This window comes from Ruegeria sp. HKCCD6426, from assembly GCF_057221115.1.
The window spans coordinates 594,222-610,415 of sequence record NZ_JBWVBF010000001.1; the positions used below are offsets into that span (position 1 = coordinate 594,222).

The window sequence follows — 16,194 nt, forward strand, 5'->3', positions numbered from 1 at the left end:
CTTACCCCTCGGCCACAATATCGGCGATTGTCTTTTTCAGCACACGTGTCACCTGTTCCAGCGCGCGCTTGTCGTCTTTGTTCAGGCCCTTCAGTGGCGCCCGCATCGCGCCCGCATCGATCCCATTCATGGTCACGCCATGCTTGATCGTCTGGATGAACTTTCCACCCTGTTCCAGCACCCGCATCAGAGGCATCATTGCGCTCATGATGCGGCGGCCTTTGGCAAAGCTCCCCTCGATCACACATGCGTTGTAAAGAGCGACGTGTTCCCTTGGCAGGAAATTTGAACCACCGCATACCCAGAAAGGCGCGCCCCAGGCAAAGAACTCCAGCGCCTGGTCGTCCATGCCGCATCCCAATTGGATATGCGGATAGTCGCGCGCAAGCAGGTGAACGCGGTTGATATCGCCCGAACTTTCCTTGATCCCGCAGAAGTTCCGGCTGCGTCCGACGCGGTCGAGGAACTCTTCGCCCATCATCGTGCCGGTGCGATGCGGGTAGTTGTACAGCATCACTGGCAAGTCAGCGGCCTTGTCGATGGTCAGCGCGTTCAGCGCGTTTTCCCGGTCGGTCGGTACCGAATAAGGCGGGCTGGCAAGCAGAATTGAATCCGCGCCTAACTCACGAGCACCGGAAGCAAGTGCAACGGAATCCGATGTCAGCATTGCACCTGTACCGACAACCAGTGGAAGGCGACTTTTCAGGCGTTCGTGAGTGAAGCGGGCCAGTTCCAGACGTTCTTCGACAGTCTGAGCATAGTTTTCACCGGTCGATCCCCCCGAAATCAGGCCATGCACGCCGTTTTCGATCAGGTATTCGATCACGTCAGTCAACGCGTCCCAATTGACGGTTCCGTCGTCGTGATAGGGCGTGACGACAGGGGTATAAATCCCCTCAAATCTGAATATCGGGTTCATTCAGTCCTCATGCTGGTTTTGATCGGGGCAGGGCGCCCATCGGGACGTCCAATGCCTCGGGCATTACGAATAGTTCGATCTGGTCGCGGGAAAGGTTCCAATGGTCTTCGGCCAGCTTTGCCGCCGCTGCATCGTCGCGTGCTTCGATTGCGGCAATGATGGCGTCGTGCTGTTGGCTGGCCTCCGACAGGTTTTCCGACATCTCTGCAGATTGCGGGCGGTAAAAGGTCATGCCGATCCGCGAATGGTCGATCAGCAGGCGATTATACGAAGGCAGCAGATAGATATTACCCGACATCTCACCGGTCACTTCGTGGAAGCGGTTGTTGGCCAGTGCGCGTTCCTCGCCTGACCCGGTGCGCAAGGCGGCTTTGAACGCCTCTTGCGAGTTTTTCAGCTCTTCGATCTGTGCAGGCGTCGCGTTGAGCGCGGCAAGGCGCAGGATAGCGCCATAGATCATTGGCGCTGCCAGGAAGAAGTCGCGCAGCGTCGTATAGGACATCTCGGAAACGCGGGCGCTGCGGTTGGTGCGCAGGTCCAGATACCCTTCACCCGCAAGTTCGCGGAAAACCTCGCGCAATGGTGTGCGAGACAAACCAAAGGCCTCGGACAGTTGCGCTTCGTCCAGATCTTCGCCGGGGTTCAGGCGCAACGTCAGGATCGACACCTTCAGGTGCTCTCTCAACTCGTCCTTCCGCTTTTTTGCCTCGTCTTTCATCGCGTGTCCTCATGTTGCGTTTGCCGGGGTGCCAGAATGACGAATCGTGCGGCAAACACAATCGGCGTTCATGTTGTATCTTGGTAAAATACAACTTGTATACAGAAAAAATTTATGCAGTGTACAGAAAACTGGAGGAGGACGATGCCGGTGGCCAACACCTTGGAAGAACCCGTGATCGATTGCCGAAATCTATGGAAGATCTTTGGAAAACGCGCCGATGAGGCAATGAAAGCCGTTCAGGAGCAAGGGCTTGGAAAGCTTGAAGTTCGGGATCAGTTCAACTGTGTCGTCGGGGTTCAGGAAGCGACGTTCACCGTCAATCGTGGCGAAATATTCTGCATCATGGGGCTTTCAGGCTCTGGCAAGTCCACATTGATTCGCCATGTGAACCGGTTGATCGAGCCAACTTCGGGGCAACTTTTTATCGAAGGGCAGGACGTAAACGCACTGTCAGCCCGCGATTTGCGCGAATTGCGGGCGGAAAAGATCGGCATGGTGTTTCAGAATATGGCGCTGATGCCACATCGCTCTGTTCTGGATAACGTCTCATTCAGTCAGGAGGTGCGCGGCCACGATGCGCGCGAACGCCGCGAAAACGCGTTGCGCGCCATCGACGCAGTGGATCTGACCGGATGGGATCAGAAATACCCCGACGAACTGTCCGGCGGTATGCAGCAGCGTGTGGGACTGGCACGTGCTATCGCCGCTGATCCGGCCATCCTGTTAATGGATGAGCCATTTTCGGCACTCGACCCGCTGATCCGCCGTCAGTTGCAGGATAAGTTCATGTCGCTGTCGGCTGAGATGAAGAAGACGACACTCTTCATCACACACGATCTGGACGAAGCGATCCGTATCGGTGACCGGATCGCAATCATGAAGGACGGCGCACTGGTTCAGGTCGGCACGCCGGAGGACATCGTGACCAATCCGGCCGACGAATATGTAGCGGATTTCGTCGCGGGCATTTCGAAACTGGAACTGATCTCGGCCGGCAAGATCATGGAACCGGTCGAGGCCTTTGAACGCCACAGCGGCCCGATCGATGTCAGCGACTGGCCCGAGGCGCATCCGGATCATTCGCTGGATGACCTCGTGAATCTGTCGATCTCCACTCAACACCCCGTCGTGGTCAAAGCGGACGGCAAGGCCATCGGGATTGTGACCAAGAACGCTCTGCTGCGCGGCATTCAGGGCGACGTGGAAGACGCCAGCAGCCTGAAACACTGAGGACAAAAGACATGGCAGATACGGAATTCAACATTCTCGACCCATTTTCCTCGGTTGATCTGGGACTGGCTGAATCGGCCGACGGCGTGAAGCAATGGGCGATTTCAAATCGCGGGATCATCCAGCCGATCAAGAACTTCTTTAACGACCTGATTGTTGGCATCGACAACGGCCTGAACGCTGTGCCGCCGTTGATCATGCTGCTTTTTCTGGTACTTATCGCGTGGCAGGCCGCGGGCCGGCGGGTCGCTATTCTGGTGGCCATCAGTATGACTGTTCTGGGCTTTTTGTCGCCTAATGCCTGGGGCCTGGCGATGACGACGCTTGCGATCGTCATTTCGGCGGTGATCCTGTGTTTCCTCATCGGTCTGCCGCTTGGCATTCTAGCCGGCAAGAGCGATCGGTTCGAAACCGCGATCCGCCCGATTCTGGATACGATGCAGACCATTCCAGCTTTCGTTTATCTGGTGCCGGTGGTCATGCTGATCGGGATCGGCAACGTTTCGGGCGTCATAGTGACGATCATCTTCGCGCTGCCGCCGCTGATCCGTCTGACATCGCTGGGTATTCGTGGTGTCAACGAATCCGTCGTCGAAGCTGCCCGCGCATTTGGGGCCAATCCCCGGCAGATCCTGTTCAAGGTCGAGCTTCCGCTGGCAACGCCCACCATTCTGGCGGGTGTCAATCAGACAATCATGCTGTCGCTGTCGATGGTCGTGATTGCCTCGATGATATCGGTCAAGGGTCTGGGTAACGAAGTGCTGCGCGCAATGGGTCGGTTGGATGCTGGCAAGGCGCTGGTTGGCGGTCTGGGTATCGTGATCCTGGCCATCGTACTTGACCGCATCACGCAGGGCATGGGGCAGTCCGGACGCGAGCGCGGACACCGCCATTGGCGGCAAATCGGCCCGGTGGGCGCGGTGATGCGCCTGTTCGGAAAAGCCGGAACTTCTTCAATCAACTGAACCCCAGGGAGGGAAACCAAATGTTCAAAACCAATGTGATCGCAACCTTTGCGGCGACCACGATGCTGACCGGCGTCGCATTTGCAGACGATAATCCGGGCACGGGTGTAACAGTGCGCCCCGTGATGGCGCCCTCGGTCGAGGAAACGTTTCAGCATCGCATCCTGTTCTCGGCGCTGGAAGACTTGGGGTACGAAGTTGCTGACCCGCAGGAAGTTGAATACCAGACCATTCATCTGGCCTTGGGTACCGGTGATGGCGATTTTACTGCGGTACACTGGAACAAGCTGCATGATACATTCTTTCAGGAATCTGGCGGCGACGAGGTTCTGGAGAAAGTTGGAACCCTCATTGAAGGTGCTCTGCAGGGTTATCTGGTCAACAAGTCTGCCTATGATGCAGGCGTCCAGAATCTGGGTGACCTGAAAGACCCCGAAAAAGCCAAGCTGTTCGATGCGGATGGCGACGGTAAGGCCGATCTGGCTGGCTGCGTTCCGGGTTGGGGTTGTGAGCGCGTGATTGAACACCAACTGGACGAGTTCGGCCTGCGCGACTCGATTGGGCACAATCAGGGCTCCTACAACGCTATCATCGCGGACACGATTGCACGCAACGCGGCAGGCGAAAACGTTCTGTACTACACCTGGACTCCATACTGGGTATCGGGCGCACTGGTGCCGGGCGAGGATGTGGAGTGGCTGGCCGTTCCCTACTCTTCGTTGCCGGATGGAGAGATCGCGGAAACCACCTTTGACGGTAAGGACCTGGGATTTGCGGTCGACAGCATCCGTGTTGTTGCCACGGATGATTTTCTGAACGCCAACCCCGCGGCCGCAAAGCTGTTCGAAATGGCAAAGATCGACATCAACGACATCTCGGCGCAGAACAAGATGGTGTCCGACGGCGAAGACAACTCGGACGACATCGACCGTCACGTCGAGGCATGGATCGAGACCAACCGCAAGGCTTACGACAGCTGGCTTGATGCGGCGCGTGCTGCCGCTCAATAATGCTAACCAACAGCCAAACACTGATCTGCGCGGGCTGAGGCTCGCGCAGATTCATTCTGAGGAAGGGCGATCATGACCCAGACCCAAACACAGCATTACACCTTCATGCTGGTCGAGGAATTTTCGCATCTGGCGTTCTCCTGCGCTGTCGAACCCCTGCGTATCGCTAATCTTGTTAGTGGGCGGGAATTGTATAAATGGTCCTTTGCCTCGGAAGCGGGTGAAAAGGCCACCTGTTCGAACGGGTCTGTCACACTGGTACATTCCACGTTCGATGATTTGCCCAAATGCAATCAGGTTTTTGTGTTGTCGGGTATTCACATGCGCAATCACGTGTCGCGCACCTTACTCGGCAGTCTGCGCCGAGAACGCGCCAAGGGTACATCAATCGGTGCGCTGTGTTCCGGCGCGTGGGTGCTGGCCGAGGCAGGATTTCTGGACGGCATGCAGGTCGCGATCCACTGGGAATATCATGATGCCTTTATGGAGGCTTTCCCGGAAGTGAACCTTGTTCGCAGTGTTTTTGTTGCGGATGAAAAGCACGTCACGGCGTCGGGCGGCACAGCGACCGCCGATCTGATGTTGCATCTGATCGAACGCGAACACGGCTATGACCTGTCTATCGCTGTGGCGGATCAGATGGTCTATAACGCGGTGCGCAATGCGACCGCCGAGCAGCGTGTGTCGCTTCAATCGCGAAACGGTATGCGGAACACTCATTTGGCGAAGGCGATTCAGATTATGCATGACCGCATCGACGAACCGGTCTCGCCGTCGGTCATCGCCGAGCAGATCGGGATTTCGACCAGGCAGCTTGAAAGACTGTTCGGTAAGTATTTGAACGCATCGCCGAAAAAGTACTTTATGGAAATGCGACTGGAGCGGGCCCGTAACCTGCTTATTCAGACTGAGGCGTCGGTAACGGATATCGCTTTTGCCTGCGGATTCGAAAGCGCTGGGCATTTTTCACGTGTATACAGGGCGACGTTTGGCGTAACACCGATGCTTCAAAAGGGGCGACGCGATTGACTTGAAGAGTGCGGCGTACGGCGTTGTCGACAAAAGAGTAAACGCCAATAACAGTGGCTGGGCATTTGCGCCCTTGGCGGCAACACGATGCCATTTCGGGACAGCGTCAAAAGGCTGGTTTTCGATGGTGTCTCGCGCCTCCAACTTGTGCAGCGACAGGCTTGACGAAACCGTGGCCTCATTGGGTACTAAGGCCACGAACGCGAGTGCAGTGGCTAAAGTCTCAAGCCGTTCTTTCAACCTGTTTAAAATGAGCCAATAGGCGGGCCAAATAGGGTTTCATCTGGCGTAACACCCAGACCTGGACCTGTCGGTCGCTGTATGTGCCCGCTCCTAATGGAGATACCGTGTTCAGGATCGTAGTTACCGTCGATGTATGGTGCGGCGAGCCAAACACCTTCGAGAAGATCGGGCCTGATCGTTGATCCGATTTGCGTGCAGGCTGCGGCAATGATGTCGCCGCCCCAGCTATCATCACAGGTGTGCGGCAGATTGCGCGCCTCACAAATGTCACGGAACGCACGCATGTTCTGCAGACCACCGATCCGCGTGACTTTCATACCGAACCCGTCAACAAGGCCAGTGCCGGCAGCCGAGATCACGGTGTTCAAGTCAATGCTGTTTTCGTCCATGTAGATTCCATGGCTGACCTGTTGCCGGATTTTCCTGAGATCTTCGACGGTATTGCATGGCTGCTCCATTATGAAAGGGATGTCCGGGCACTCGCGGCTGACCCGCAGCGCATCCTGAGTGGTCCAGCCACGATTGCCATCTACTGCCAACCGCATGCCGGAGCCGCCGACGGTTTCCCAAACCTTTCGGATCGTTTCGATGTCAATCTCGACCGGCCGTCCCCCAACCTTGACTTGCAGGCGTGGGTATCCTTCGGCCAATTTCTCACCCGCCAGCCGGGCTATGTCATCCGGTTCGCCAACGCCGGTGGCATAGTATGATGGTACCTGATCGGTCACAGCCCCGCCCAGTAAGTCGGCGACGCTGATGCCCAATGTCTTGCCGATCAAATCATGGGCTGCGATATCAAGGGCTGCTTTGGCATAGTTGTGCCCATTGAGCAGGCTGTTCATGGTGCGGTTCAGCGCTGCTGGCCAGACTTCCGTACCCACCAGCCCGGCAGCCAGAACTTTCAGCGCAGCACGGGCGCCTTCGGCATGTGCCTCGGCATATGTAGGACCAACAGGGCAGGTTTCCCCCCATCCGACTGTGCCATCCTGAGCAACCAGCTTGACCAGGGTTGTGTCCAATGCATAAACTGCGCCGCTTGCCATAGTGTAGGGGCCATTTTTAACGGGTAGGTCGTGTGCGTAAAGGTGGATTTCTTTGATTTTCAAGTTCATGCGTGATGCCTGTGAATTGATGGCGTTTTGGTTTTTCGTCTTTTCGGTTGGATGATTGCGACCTCTTTCTGACAAAGTCGCAAACGGATCGGGGCGTGATTGCGCGCCCCGAAAGTTCACTCTGCAGCAGCTGGTAGAACGCCGGCTTTTTCCGGCTTTCCGTCCCGATAGAGTGCTTTGGCTAGAGCGGCGCACACCAAGCCCATGACTATAGTAAAGCGCAGGGCGCTGATGATCGTTGCATTTCGCAATGCGTCCATCGGGTTGTTCTCGCCAGCGGCCAGAATCAGAGCCCGGGTGACAGCAGTCAGGCCAGACGCCATGGTTCAGCATGTGACAGAGTTATTATTTGGGCCTTGGCCATAACCTCGGGTCCTTTCACGGCTTATTTCGGGGCGCTTCCTTTCGGCAATCCCTGCCAGTGCACTGAATTGATCGTTAGACCTTGGCGGTCGAGCATAATTGTCCAGAATGCGTCTGCGTCTAAACGACCGACATTATCGGCATCTTTTCCGCCCTCATCGAACCACTGCTCGTAGCTGCCATTGTCTTGCAATGGGATTTCACAGGTGTGGTCGGGACTGTTGGGAGAGGTGCACTGATTATGTCGTTGCAGAAGTCAGCCACAAATTTCAGCTAAGGTTTCTGTTTTTTTCGCCTTCGAAGATTCCTGGTTCATGTCGACTGGATTGCAGTCCGGGCATTTCGCAGGGCGGCAATTTCACTATATTTGTCAACGTTTGCTCGCTTTTCGGGAAGCTGATCGTGGCCAGTATCTATCCATCTGGCAATAGACTACGGGTGTCTTTCGACCAATCTGGACTTATTGAAAGCTTCCAACTGTCACTTTTGGACTGACAGTTCAGCGGGAAAGGTCTAGCCTGCGAATACCAAAACAAAAAATCAAAAATCCAACAACGGGAGAAACTACAATGGTAACACGAAAAGACTTATCACGGCGGACGTTATTGAAAGGTGCGGGAGCGGCTGCTTTGGCTGCGCCTTTGTATAGCAAGAGCGCGCTGGCCTCTTCGGGCGAGATCAACATTTTGATGTGGTCTGACTATCTGCCGCCTGCGTTTATTCAGGAATTCGAAACTCTTACCGGGATCAAGGTGAACTATACCGGTATTGGTTCGAACGAAGAAATCATCAACAAGATGAAGGCGACAAAAGGTCAGGGCTTTGACATCGTTTCGCCGACCAACAACCGCTCACTTCAGTGGGAGCCTCTGGAACTGCTGCAGCCGTTCGACATGAACAAGGTTCCGATTGATCTGGTGAACCCGGCGATGGCCAAGATCGGCACCGATGCCTGGGACTTTGGTGGCAGCGGTGCGCATTGGCTGCCGCATATCTGGGGTACCGAAGGCATCGCCTATCGCACCGACCTGTGGCTGCCCGAAGGGGACGCGCCGTCTTATGGCGATGTCTGGTCGGAAGAGAACGCCGGCAAGACCATGGGCCGTGCACATTCGATGATGCTGGGCGCAGGCCTTTACATGGAGCGTGCGGGCGAGATGGAGCCGGGCTCGGTCTGGGCTGCTTATGGCGACGAAGACACCATGCGCAAGGTCTGGGGCCAGATCACAGACTGGTGCGTCGAGCGTAAGAGCCGGATCAAGCTGATCTGGAACGACGCTGACACGCAGAAAAACGGTCTGCTGAACGAAGGTGTTGTTGTCGGTCAGACTTGGGATGGCCCACCGCTGGCGCTCAAGTCTGCGGGCGAACCCGTGCATTATCAGGCACCGGTCGAAGGCGCGATGGCCTGGGTCGACGGTATCTCGATGCCGACAGGTGCCGCGAATATCGATCAGGTCTACGCCTTCATCGACTTTGCGTATCAGGCCAAACCCGCCGGTGTCGCGATTGATAGCCACGGCTACAACTCGCCGGTTCTGGGTGCCGACCAGTATTCCGGTGACACCTACAAGAAGAACTTTGCCGAGGCCTATCCGGGTGACTCGCTGGCCAATCTGAACCCATGGCCCGCCGAGGCGCCGTGGTACGCGGAAACGCGGACTGAGTTCGTCAACAAATTCAAGAGCGCCTGATCGCCTTGACATCGGGCCCCTCGCGGATTGCGGGGGGCCAGTTTCCCGCACGCCGTCCCGGCGTGACGGATAGAAATGTGGCGTGGCCTCGGGCCGTGCTCCAGGGAGATACCAAAAATGAGTGCAGGGGTCGGCGTAGATCTGGAGAACCTGTGGATCCGTTTCGGTGATTTTGTCGCCGTGCGTGATGCGAACGTGAATATCAACGGGGGCGATTTCTTTTCGTTCCTTGGCCCCTCGGGATGTGGCAAGACCACGATCCTGCGCGCGGTGTCGGGCTTTTTGGAGCCCAGCGAAGGCAACGTCCTGATCGGTGGAAACAACATGAGAGGGATCGGACCGAACAAACGCCCGACCGCCCTGATCTTTCAGAATCTCGCGCTGTTTCCGCTGATGAAAGTCTGGGAAAACATTACCTTCTCGATGGAGATCAACGGCGCCAGCGCCGCCGAGCGCCGCAGGCGCGCCGATGAGTTGCTGGACATGATCGCGCTGCCCGACCAGGGCGACAAGCTGCCAAGCGAGCTTTCCGGTGGCCAACGCCAACGGGTCGCCATCGCGCGGGCGCTATGTGCCGAACCGGATGTGTTGCTGCTGGATGAACCGCTTTCGGCGCTGGACCTCAAATTGCGCCAGCATATGCGCACCGAGTTGCGCGAAATCCAGAAGCGCGTCGGCATCACGTTCATCTACATCACCCATGACCAGGGTGAGGCCCTGACCATGTCGGACAGTATCGCGGTGATGAAGGCGGGTGTGATCGATCAGATTGCTGATGGCAAGACCATCTACAACGACCCTGCCACCGCCTTTGCGGCCTCATTCGTGGGTGAAAACAACGTGTTCCGCGGCAAGATCAAGCAGGTCATGGGCAACGAGGCACTGATCTCGACCAACCGTTCGGGCGATCTGGTGGCGCGGATCTCCTCTGCCAATCAGGGCAAGATGCGCGAAGGTGACGATGCGATGATGTTCATCCGCCCCGAAGCTCTGGCGATTGCGCCGGACGGTGCGGCCGGAGATCATTTTGTCAGCGCCCGCGTGAACCATGAGGAATTCGAAGGCAACGTCTTCAACATCTTCACCGAAGGCGATGGCGGTAAAGAGATCAAGGTCTCGTTGCCTAACCATGGCCAATCCTTCGAGGATCACACCGGTCAGACCATCACGCTGGAATACGAGGCCCGCAACGCGGTTCTGGTTCCTGCGGGTGAACTGGCCGCGGAATAGGGGATCAGACACATGCCCCGCTTTTTGAAAGAATTCTTCAACCGAAACGGCATCGGCATGGGATCGGCGATCCTGGGTCTTGTCCTGTTCTGGACCATTGGCCTGATCATCCTGCCACAGCTGTCGATGCTGGACTTTTCCTTCCGTCCGAACCTGCCGCCGCCCGAGATCGGCGGGCCCAAGGACGTCTATACGCTGGAGAACTACAAATACCTCGTCTTCGGCCCCGAAGGCGGTGGTCAGGATTACAACACCGTCGATCTGCGGGTGTTCTTCCGCACGCTGCTCGCGGCGGTCTGCGTGACGATCTTCAACCTGATCATCTGCTACCCGATCGCCTATTACCTGGGTCAGACCAAGGGCAATCACATCCGCATCTTCGCGATCATGCTGATCATCCCTTACTGGATCAACGAGATCCTGCGGGCCTTTGCGCTGCGCATCATCTTTGGCGAGACCGGTGTGTTGAACACCCTGTTCATGGGACTGGGGATCTGGGATGTGCCGTTCGACTTCATCCGCAATGACATCGCGCTCTATGCCGGTCTGGGCTATGCTTATATCCTGCTGATGATCTTCCCGATGTACAACGTGATCGAAAGTCTGGACAAAAACCAGATCGAGGCCGCGCGGGACCTGGGTGCGCCCTGGTGGCGGATCCACTGGCGGGTGGTCATACCCTATGCCAAACCGGGCATCAGCTCGGGGTGTACGATGGTGTTCATGCTGTCTGCCGGGGCGCTGGCCGCGCCGCAGATTCTGGGCGGACCATCGTCCTTGTGGTTCACGCAACTGATCTATCAGCAGTTCAACGACAACAATGACTGGCCGCAGGGGGCCGCCTATGCAATCGTACTGCTGGTGACCTGTATCCTGTTCGTGCTGGCCGTAATGCGCCTGTTCAAGGTGAATATGGGGGATATCGGGAAATGAACAATTCCTTCCTCCGTATAAGCATCTGGGTCTACCTGGCGATCTTCTTCGCCTATCTGCTGGGCCCGCTGGTGATCATGTCGATCACCGCCTTCAACTCGTCCGGTTTCCCCCGGATGAGCCCATGGGAATGTCTGACGTTCGAGTGGTTCGGCGAGCTGTTCCGGGATCAACGCATCCTGAACGGCATCAAGAACTCGGTGATTGTCGGGCTTGGAACGGTGGTACTGTCGGTGGCGATGGGGCTGGCCGGAGCACTGATGCTGACTCAAATCTGGCCCAGGCTGCGCGCGACCTACTATACGATCATCATCGCGCCGATCCTGATCCCGGGCGTTGTTCTGGGTATCTCGACCCTGGTCTTCTGGGACCGGATCAACCGGATGCTGGGGCTGGGTGCGGACAGCTTCCTGTCAAACGGCATCTTCCTGACGGTGATCGGCCAATCCACCTTTATCGCCAGCTACTGCATGCTGGTTCTGGTGGCGCGGCTGCAGCGCTATGACATCGCGCTGACCGAGGCGGCGCTGGATCTGGGCGCGACCCATGCACAGGCGTTCCGCAAAATCCTGCTGCCGTTCATGCGTCCGGCGATTGCTTCAGCTGCGGTGCTGGCGTTCCTGGCATCGTTCGAGAACTACAACACCACCACCTTCACCTTCGGTGAATACCCGACGCTGACGATCGAACTGGCGCAGAAAGTGCGCTATGGCATCACGCCTGCGATCTCGGCCCTGGCCTTCATCATCGTGGCGTTGACCGTGTTCTTCGCCTTGCTGAACGAAGCCAAGCTGAAGCGTCAGGAACTGGTTGCAACGGCGCGCAAGAACGCCACCGTCGAAGAACTGGCGGGCAAGATCAAACTGCCCAGCTTCTTTGCCGGCAATATGGCAGCGGTTCTTGTGGTCGTGTTTGCAGTGGCGACGATCACCATTGTGGGCACTGCAACGGCCTATAACCCCGGCCAGTGCATCGCCAACGTTCGGGAGGAGAAGCGTCTGGAGGCGGAACAACGCATTCAGGAGCTGCGCCAACAGCGCGAAGAACGCAGGCAGCGCCGCTTTGAAGGTGTGTTCACACCGGATCAACTGCGCCCCGGCACCGAGGAAAAGGACACGCCTGCGCCGACAGAGTCCAACAACTCCGGCTTCGGCAACGTGTTCGCTCCAAACACCTTGGGCGGTGACAACGAAGAAAGCGCCCCGGACACCGATGAACAACCTTCAAACAACGGTGGCTTCGGTGGCGTCTTTGACCCCAACAGCTTGAAGAGTACGGATGAGTAGTTTTCTTCCCTAAAGTTGACAAAGCCCCGGTCTCAGGACCGGGGCTTTTTCTTGCTATGAAGACTGAACCAGACTGTCAGCATTGTTTAGGCCACCCGCCTGGTGCGCATCGGTCTACCGAAGCGATGTGCAAGCACGCGAACCTGAGTGCCGAGCGGACTGCAGTACAGGGCATCTGTGTCGACAAAACGGTAGCTGCTGAGCCAGAAAGACACGATATTCGCCAGACTAAGAAAAACGCGCCACGAATTGCGTATCCGCCGAGAGCGCCAAAGCTCAGAATGCAACGAAAATACTATAATTTACGAGGGAAGTGGTAGCCCGTAGGGGAATCGAACCCCTCTTTCCAGGTTGAAAACCTGGCGTCCTAACCGATAGACGAACGGGCCATTTGGGTCTGGCGCAAGCACAAGTGGTAGCCCGTAGGGGAATCGAACCCCTCTTTCCAGGTTGAAAACCTGGCGTCCTAACCGATAGACGAACGGGCCACGCTGGCTTGTGGAGGGCCTTTTACGGTTTACCTAGCACCCCCGCAAGCCGAAAAACGCAAGGCTGTGAAACTTTTTTGACCCTTTGCTTCTTGTGTGTGCAGGCCTGTCAATTTGCCTCGGCCGCGTCCTCAAGCCGAAGCTGTACTGTCTGCCTTCCACCCCAGGAATTCACCTCGAGCCGACCGGCAAAATGAAACCGGGAGCCGCCGTGATTGGCCAGACGGTTTCCCATCGGACCGTCAAAGGCGCCGAAGGCGATGGCGTCCAGGCCGCTGCTCATCCCATCGGTCAGAGAGAGCTTCAGATGCGACTCGCCCACCCGCTTGGCAAATCGGATTTGCAGATCGGGCAGAGCGTATCGTGGGGCAGGGGCGCCAGCGCCAAAAGGTCCAGCCTGTTCGATCTGCTCAATCAGTTCAACCGTCGCCGCGCCCGGCATCAAAGCTCCGTCAAGTTTTATGTCGGCGGGGCCTCGTTCGCCCGCGCCTTGCTTAGCCAGCAACTCGGACAGGCGGGCCATCGCGGGTTCCAACTGGTCGCGCATCACGGTCAGTCCGGCGGCCATCTTGTGGCCGCCACCCCGAACCAGCAGCCCCTCGGCCGCAAGTCTCTGGATTGACGCGCCCAGGTCAACGCCTGATACGGAGCGACCTGAACCTTTCCCTTCGTCTCCGTCGAAACCAATGACTATCGCCGGACGGTTGGCTGTCTCCTTAAGGCGCGACGCGACAATCCCGACCACGCCCGGGTGCCAGCCCTCACCAGCAGCCCAGACCAATGGGGCGTCCAGCCCGCGTTCTTCGGCCTGTTCCAGCGCGGCAGCGCGCACGGCGTTTTCAATATCCCGCCGCTCGGTATTCAGCGCGTCCAGCTTTTCGGACAGAGCCTGTGCCTCATGCAACGAGTCGGTGCTGAGGAGACGCGCGCCCAGATCGGCCTTACCAATCCGCCCGCCTGCATTCACGCGCGGGCCCAGCAAGAAACCCAGGTGATAGCTGTTGGGCGCTGTATCCATCCGCGCCACGTCTGACAATGCCACAAGACCCGGACGCTGGCGCTGAGCCATCACTTTAAGACCTTGCCGCACCAAGGCGCGGTTGGCCTCGATAAGCGGGGCAACATCGGCCACAGTGGCCAGCGCAACAAGATCCAGAAGGGTCAAAAGGTCAGGGCCTTTGATGCCGTCCTCGCGCAGTTGCCGCCCGGCTTCGACCAGCATTAGGAACACAACGCCAGCGGCACAGAGATAGCCCAGATCGCCGCTTTCATCCTGACGGTTCGGGTTCACCACGGCGACGCAATCGGGCAGGGTTTCCCCGCCAAGGTGGTGATCCAGGACAATGACGTCAGCGCCTTCGGCCGCCGCGATCGGTTCATGACTCAACGTACCGCAATCGACGCAGATGATCAGGTCATGGGCCTCTGCAAGTTCCTTCATGGCAGGGACGTTGGGCCCATACCCTTCGTCAATACGATCCGGCACATACAGCGTCGCCTGTATTCCCATCTGCCGTAGCCAGACCAGCAGCAAGGCTGCCGAGCTGCCGCCGTCGACGTCATAATCAGCGAATACTGCGATCCGTTGCCGCCCGCGTACGGCCTGCAGGAACCGCGAGGCAGCGGTTTCCATGTCTTTCATCGCGCGTGGGTCGGGTAACAGTTCTTTCAGCTTGGGGTCCAGAAACGCGCGCGCCTCCATCGCGGGTACGCCCCGTCGCGCCAGGATCTGACACACTGCGGGAGGTAGATCCGTCTGTTGCGCCATCATATCCGCCGCGCGTTCGATCTCGGGCGCAGGGCCAACCCAGCGCCGCCCTGTCAGGGATTGTTCAACACCCAGAAATGCCACGTCTCACCTCATGTACAAAGGCCGGACCCTTTCGGACCCGGCCTTTTCATCCTGTCACAAATATGCCCGCCAGAGACGGCGATGCAAGTCGTTATGCGTTGTCATGCGACCACATTGGGGTCCGATAGGACATCCGCCGTACCGACCCGGTCTTGGACCGCATCAGCAGCGTTGTCGTCTCGACCCAGCCCGGCTCGCGCTTGATGCGGGGCAGCAGCGAACCACCGGTCACACCTGTCGCTGCGAAAATTACGTCTGCCGTTACCATCTCATCGCGTGAATAGACGCGGTCAAGATCGGTGATACCGGCTTTGGTGGCGCGGCCGCGTTCGTCATCGTTACGGAACAGCAGGCGGCCAAAGATCTGCCCGCCCATGCATTTCAGAGCAGCTGCGGCCAGAACGCCCTCGGGCGCGCCGCCTTGACCCATATACATATCAATGCCGGTCACTTCGCTTTCGGCGCAGTGCATGACGCCGGCCACGTCACCATCGGTGATCAGACGGATCGAGGCACCGGTATCGCGCACTTCGGCGATCATTGCTTCGTGACGCGGGCGCTCCAGAATACAGACAGTGATGTCAGCGGGATCACAATCCTTGGCTTTTGCCAGAGCTTCGACACGTTCGCGCGGGGTCATTTCGAGATTGACGACACCTTCAGGAAAACCCGGTCCGACGGCCAGTTTATCCATGTAGACGTCTGGCGCGTGTAGCATCGAACCGCGCGGGCCCATGGCGATAACGGTCAGCGCGTTGGGCATATCCTTGGCTGTCAGGGTCGTGCCTTCCAGCGGGTCCAGCGCGATGTCCACACCAGGGCCTTTGCCCGTACCGACCTCTTCGCCGATGTAAAGCATTGGGGCTTCGTCGCGTTCACCTTCGCCGATAACGACTACGCCGGCGATGTCCAGCAGGTTCAGCTGTTCGCGCATTGCGTTTACGGCTGCCTGATCAGCGGCCTTCTCATCGCCGCGGCCAACCAGCGAGGCCGAGGCCAGTGCGGCCTGTTCCGCCACCCTTGCCAGCCCCAGAGACAGCAGACGGTCATTAAAATCGATCTTGGCAGCGTTCATATTCCGTAATCCTTTGGTCAGCGAAGACGTTCATTCCGGCATAA

14 protein-coding genes and 2 tRNA genes are annotated in these 16,194 nt (G+C 57.7%); 8 read left to right on the top strand and 8 right to left on the bottom strand.

The genetic code is table 11. The annotated features are described in order from the left end of the window. Window position 1 precedes the first annotated feature (1 nt). Window positions 2-919, bottom strand: a complete 918-nt coding sequence (locus AC2TDA_RS02955) for a dihydrodipicolinate synthase family protein (RefSeq protein ID WP_480878772.1) — start codon at window positions 917-919, stop codon at window positions 2-4. A gap of 7 nt (window positions 920-926) precedes the next feature. Then, window positions 927-1,637, bottom strand: a complete 711-nt coding sequence (locus AC2TDA_RS02960) for a GntR family transcriptional regulator (protein ID WP_480878773.1) — start codon at window positions 1,635-1,637, stop codon at window positions 927-929. 144 nt (window positions 1,638-1,781) lie between these two features. On the opposite strand from AC2TDA_RS02960, the gene AC2TDA_RS02965 reads away from it, so the two are divergent. From AC2TDA_RS02965 to AC2TDA_RS02980, 4 genes are all read left to right on the top strand, one after another. Continuing rightward, on the top strand, window positions 1,782-2,870 hold the full coding sequence (locus AC2TDA_RS02965; RefSeq protein ID WP_480878774.1) for a quaternary amine ABC transporter ATP-binding protein: 1,089 nt from the start codon (window positions 1,782-1,784) through the stop codon (window positions 2,868-2,870). Between the two features lie 11 nt (window positions 2,871-2,881). Continuing rightward, complete coding sequence (locus AC2TDA_RS02970) at window positions 2,882-3,835, top strand: ABC transporter permease (RefSeq protein WP_480878775.1); 954 nt, start codon at window positions 2,882-2,884, stop codon at window positions 3,833-3,835. A 20-nt stretch (window positions 3,836-3,855) separates the two neighbouring features. Further along, window positions 3,856-4,845, top strand: a complete 990-nt coding sequence (gene proX, locus AC2TDA_RS02975; RefSeq protein WP_480878776.1) for a glycine betaine/L-proline ABC transporter substrate-binding protein ProX — start codon at window positions 3,856-3,858, stop codon at window positions 4,843-4,845. A 72-nt stretch (window positions 4,846-4,917) separates the two neighbouring features. Beyond that, the gene (locus AC2TDA_RS02980; RefSeq protein ID WP_480878777.1) at window positions 4,918-5,874 is read left to right on the top strand and encodes a GlxA family transcriptional regulator; all 957 of its coding nucleotides are present in this window, start codon (window positions 4,918-4,920) and stop codon (window positions 5,872-5,874) included. 245 nt (window positions 5,875-6,119) lie between these two features. Here the strand turns inward: AC2TDA_RS02980 and AC2TDA_RS02985 are convergent, their stop codons facing one another. Together AC2TDA_RS02985 and AC2TDA_RS02990 are read right to left on the bottom strand one after the other, a co-directional pair. Further along, window positions 6,120-7,229 carry a mandelate racemase/muconate lactonizing enzyme family protein gene (locus AC2TDA_RS02985; RefSeq protein WP_480878778.1) on the bottom strand — a complete coding sequence of 370 codons (1,110 nt, stop codon included), beginning with the start codon at window positions 7,227-7,229 and terminating at the stop codon, window positions 6,120-6,122. Window positions 7,230-7,345: 116 nt separating this feature from the next. Then, window positions 7,346-7,552 carry a hypothetical protein gene (locus AC2TDA_RS02990; protein WP_480878779.1) on the bottom strand — a complete coding sequence of 69 codons (207 nt, stop codon included), beginning with the start codon at window positions 7,550-7,552 and terminating at the stop codon, window positions 7,346-7,348. A gap of 609 nt (window positions 7,553-8,161) precedes the next feature. On the opposite strand from AC2TDA_RS02990, the gene AC2TDA_RS02995 reads away from it, so the two are divergent. The 4 genes from AC2TDA_RS02995 (at window position 8,162) to AC2TDA_RS03010 (ending at window position 12,735) form a co-directional block, all read left to right on the top strand. Continuing rightward, window positions 8,162-9,286, top strand: coding sequence for an extracellular solute-binding protein (locus AC2TDA_RS02995; protein ID WP_480846594.1), 1,125 nt, complete (start codon window positions 8,162-8,164; stop codon window positions 9,284-9,286). Window positions 9,287-9,403: 117 nt separating this feature from the next. Next, complete coding sequence (locus AC2TDA_RS03000) at window positions 9,404-10,516, top strand: ABC transporter ATP-binding protein (RefSeq protein ID WP_480846596.1); 1,113 nt, start codon at window positions 9,404-9,406, stop codon at window positions 10,514-10,516. Window positions 10,517-10,528: 12 nt separating this feature from the next. Then, complete coding sequence (locus AC2TDA_RS03005) at window positions 10,529-11,449, top strand: ABC transporter permease (RefSeq protein WP_480846598.1); 921 nt, start codon at window positions 10,529-10,531, stop codon at window positions 11,447-11,449. Further along, window positions 11,446-12,735 (top strand): ABC transporter permease, encoded by a 1,290-nt coding sequence (locus AC2TDA_RS03010; RefSeq protein ID WP_480846599.1) that lies wholly within the window; start codon window positions 11,446-11,448, stop codon window positions 12,733-12,735. The genes AC2TDA_RS03005 and AC2TDA_RS03010 overlap by 4 nt, the downstream gene beginning before the upstream one ends. Before the next feature lie 314 nt (window positions 12,736-13,049). Here the strand turns inward: AC2TDA_RS03010 and AC2TDA_RS03015 are convergent. The 4 genes from AC2TDA_RS03015 to glpX all read right to left on the bottom strand — a co-directional run bounded on the left by AC2TDA_RS03015 (window position 13,050) and on the right by glpX (window position 16,150). Continuing rightward, window positions 13,050-13,124, bottom strand: a tRNA-Glu gene (locus AC2TDA_RS03015). A gap of 24 nt (window positions 13,125-13,148) precedes the next feature. Beyond that, a tRNA-Glu gene (locus tag AC2TDA_RS03020) sits at window positions 13,149-13,223 on the bottom strand. Window positions 13,224-13,332: 109 nt separating this feature from the next. Beyond that, a complete protein-coding gene (gene recJ, locus AC2TDA_RS03025; RefSeq protein WP_480878780.1) occupies window positions 13,333-15,075 on the bottom strand; it encodes a single-stranded-DNA-specific exonuclease RecJ in 1,743 nt (580 codons plus the stop codon). A 91-nt stretch (window positions 15,076-15,166) separates the two neighbouring features. Beyond that, window positions 15,167-16,150 carry a class II fructose-bisphosphatase gene (gene glpX / locus AC2TDA_RS03030; RefSeq protein ID WP_480878781.1) on the bottom strand — a complete coding sequence of 328 codons (984 nt, stop codon included), beginning with the start codon at window positions 16,148-16,150 and terminating at the stop codon, window positions 15,167-15,169. Window positions 16,151-16,194 lie beyond the last annotated feature (44 nt).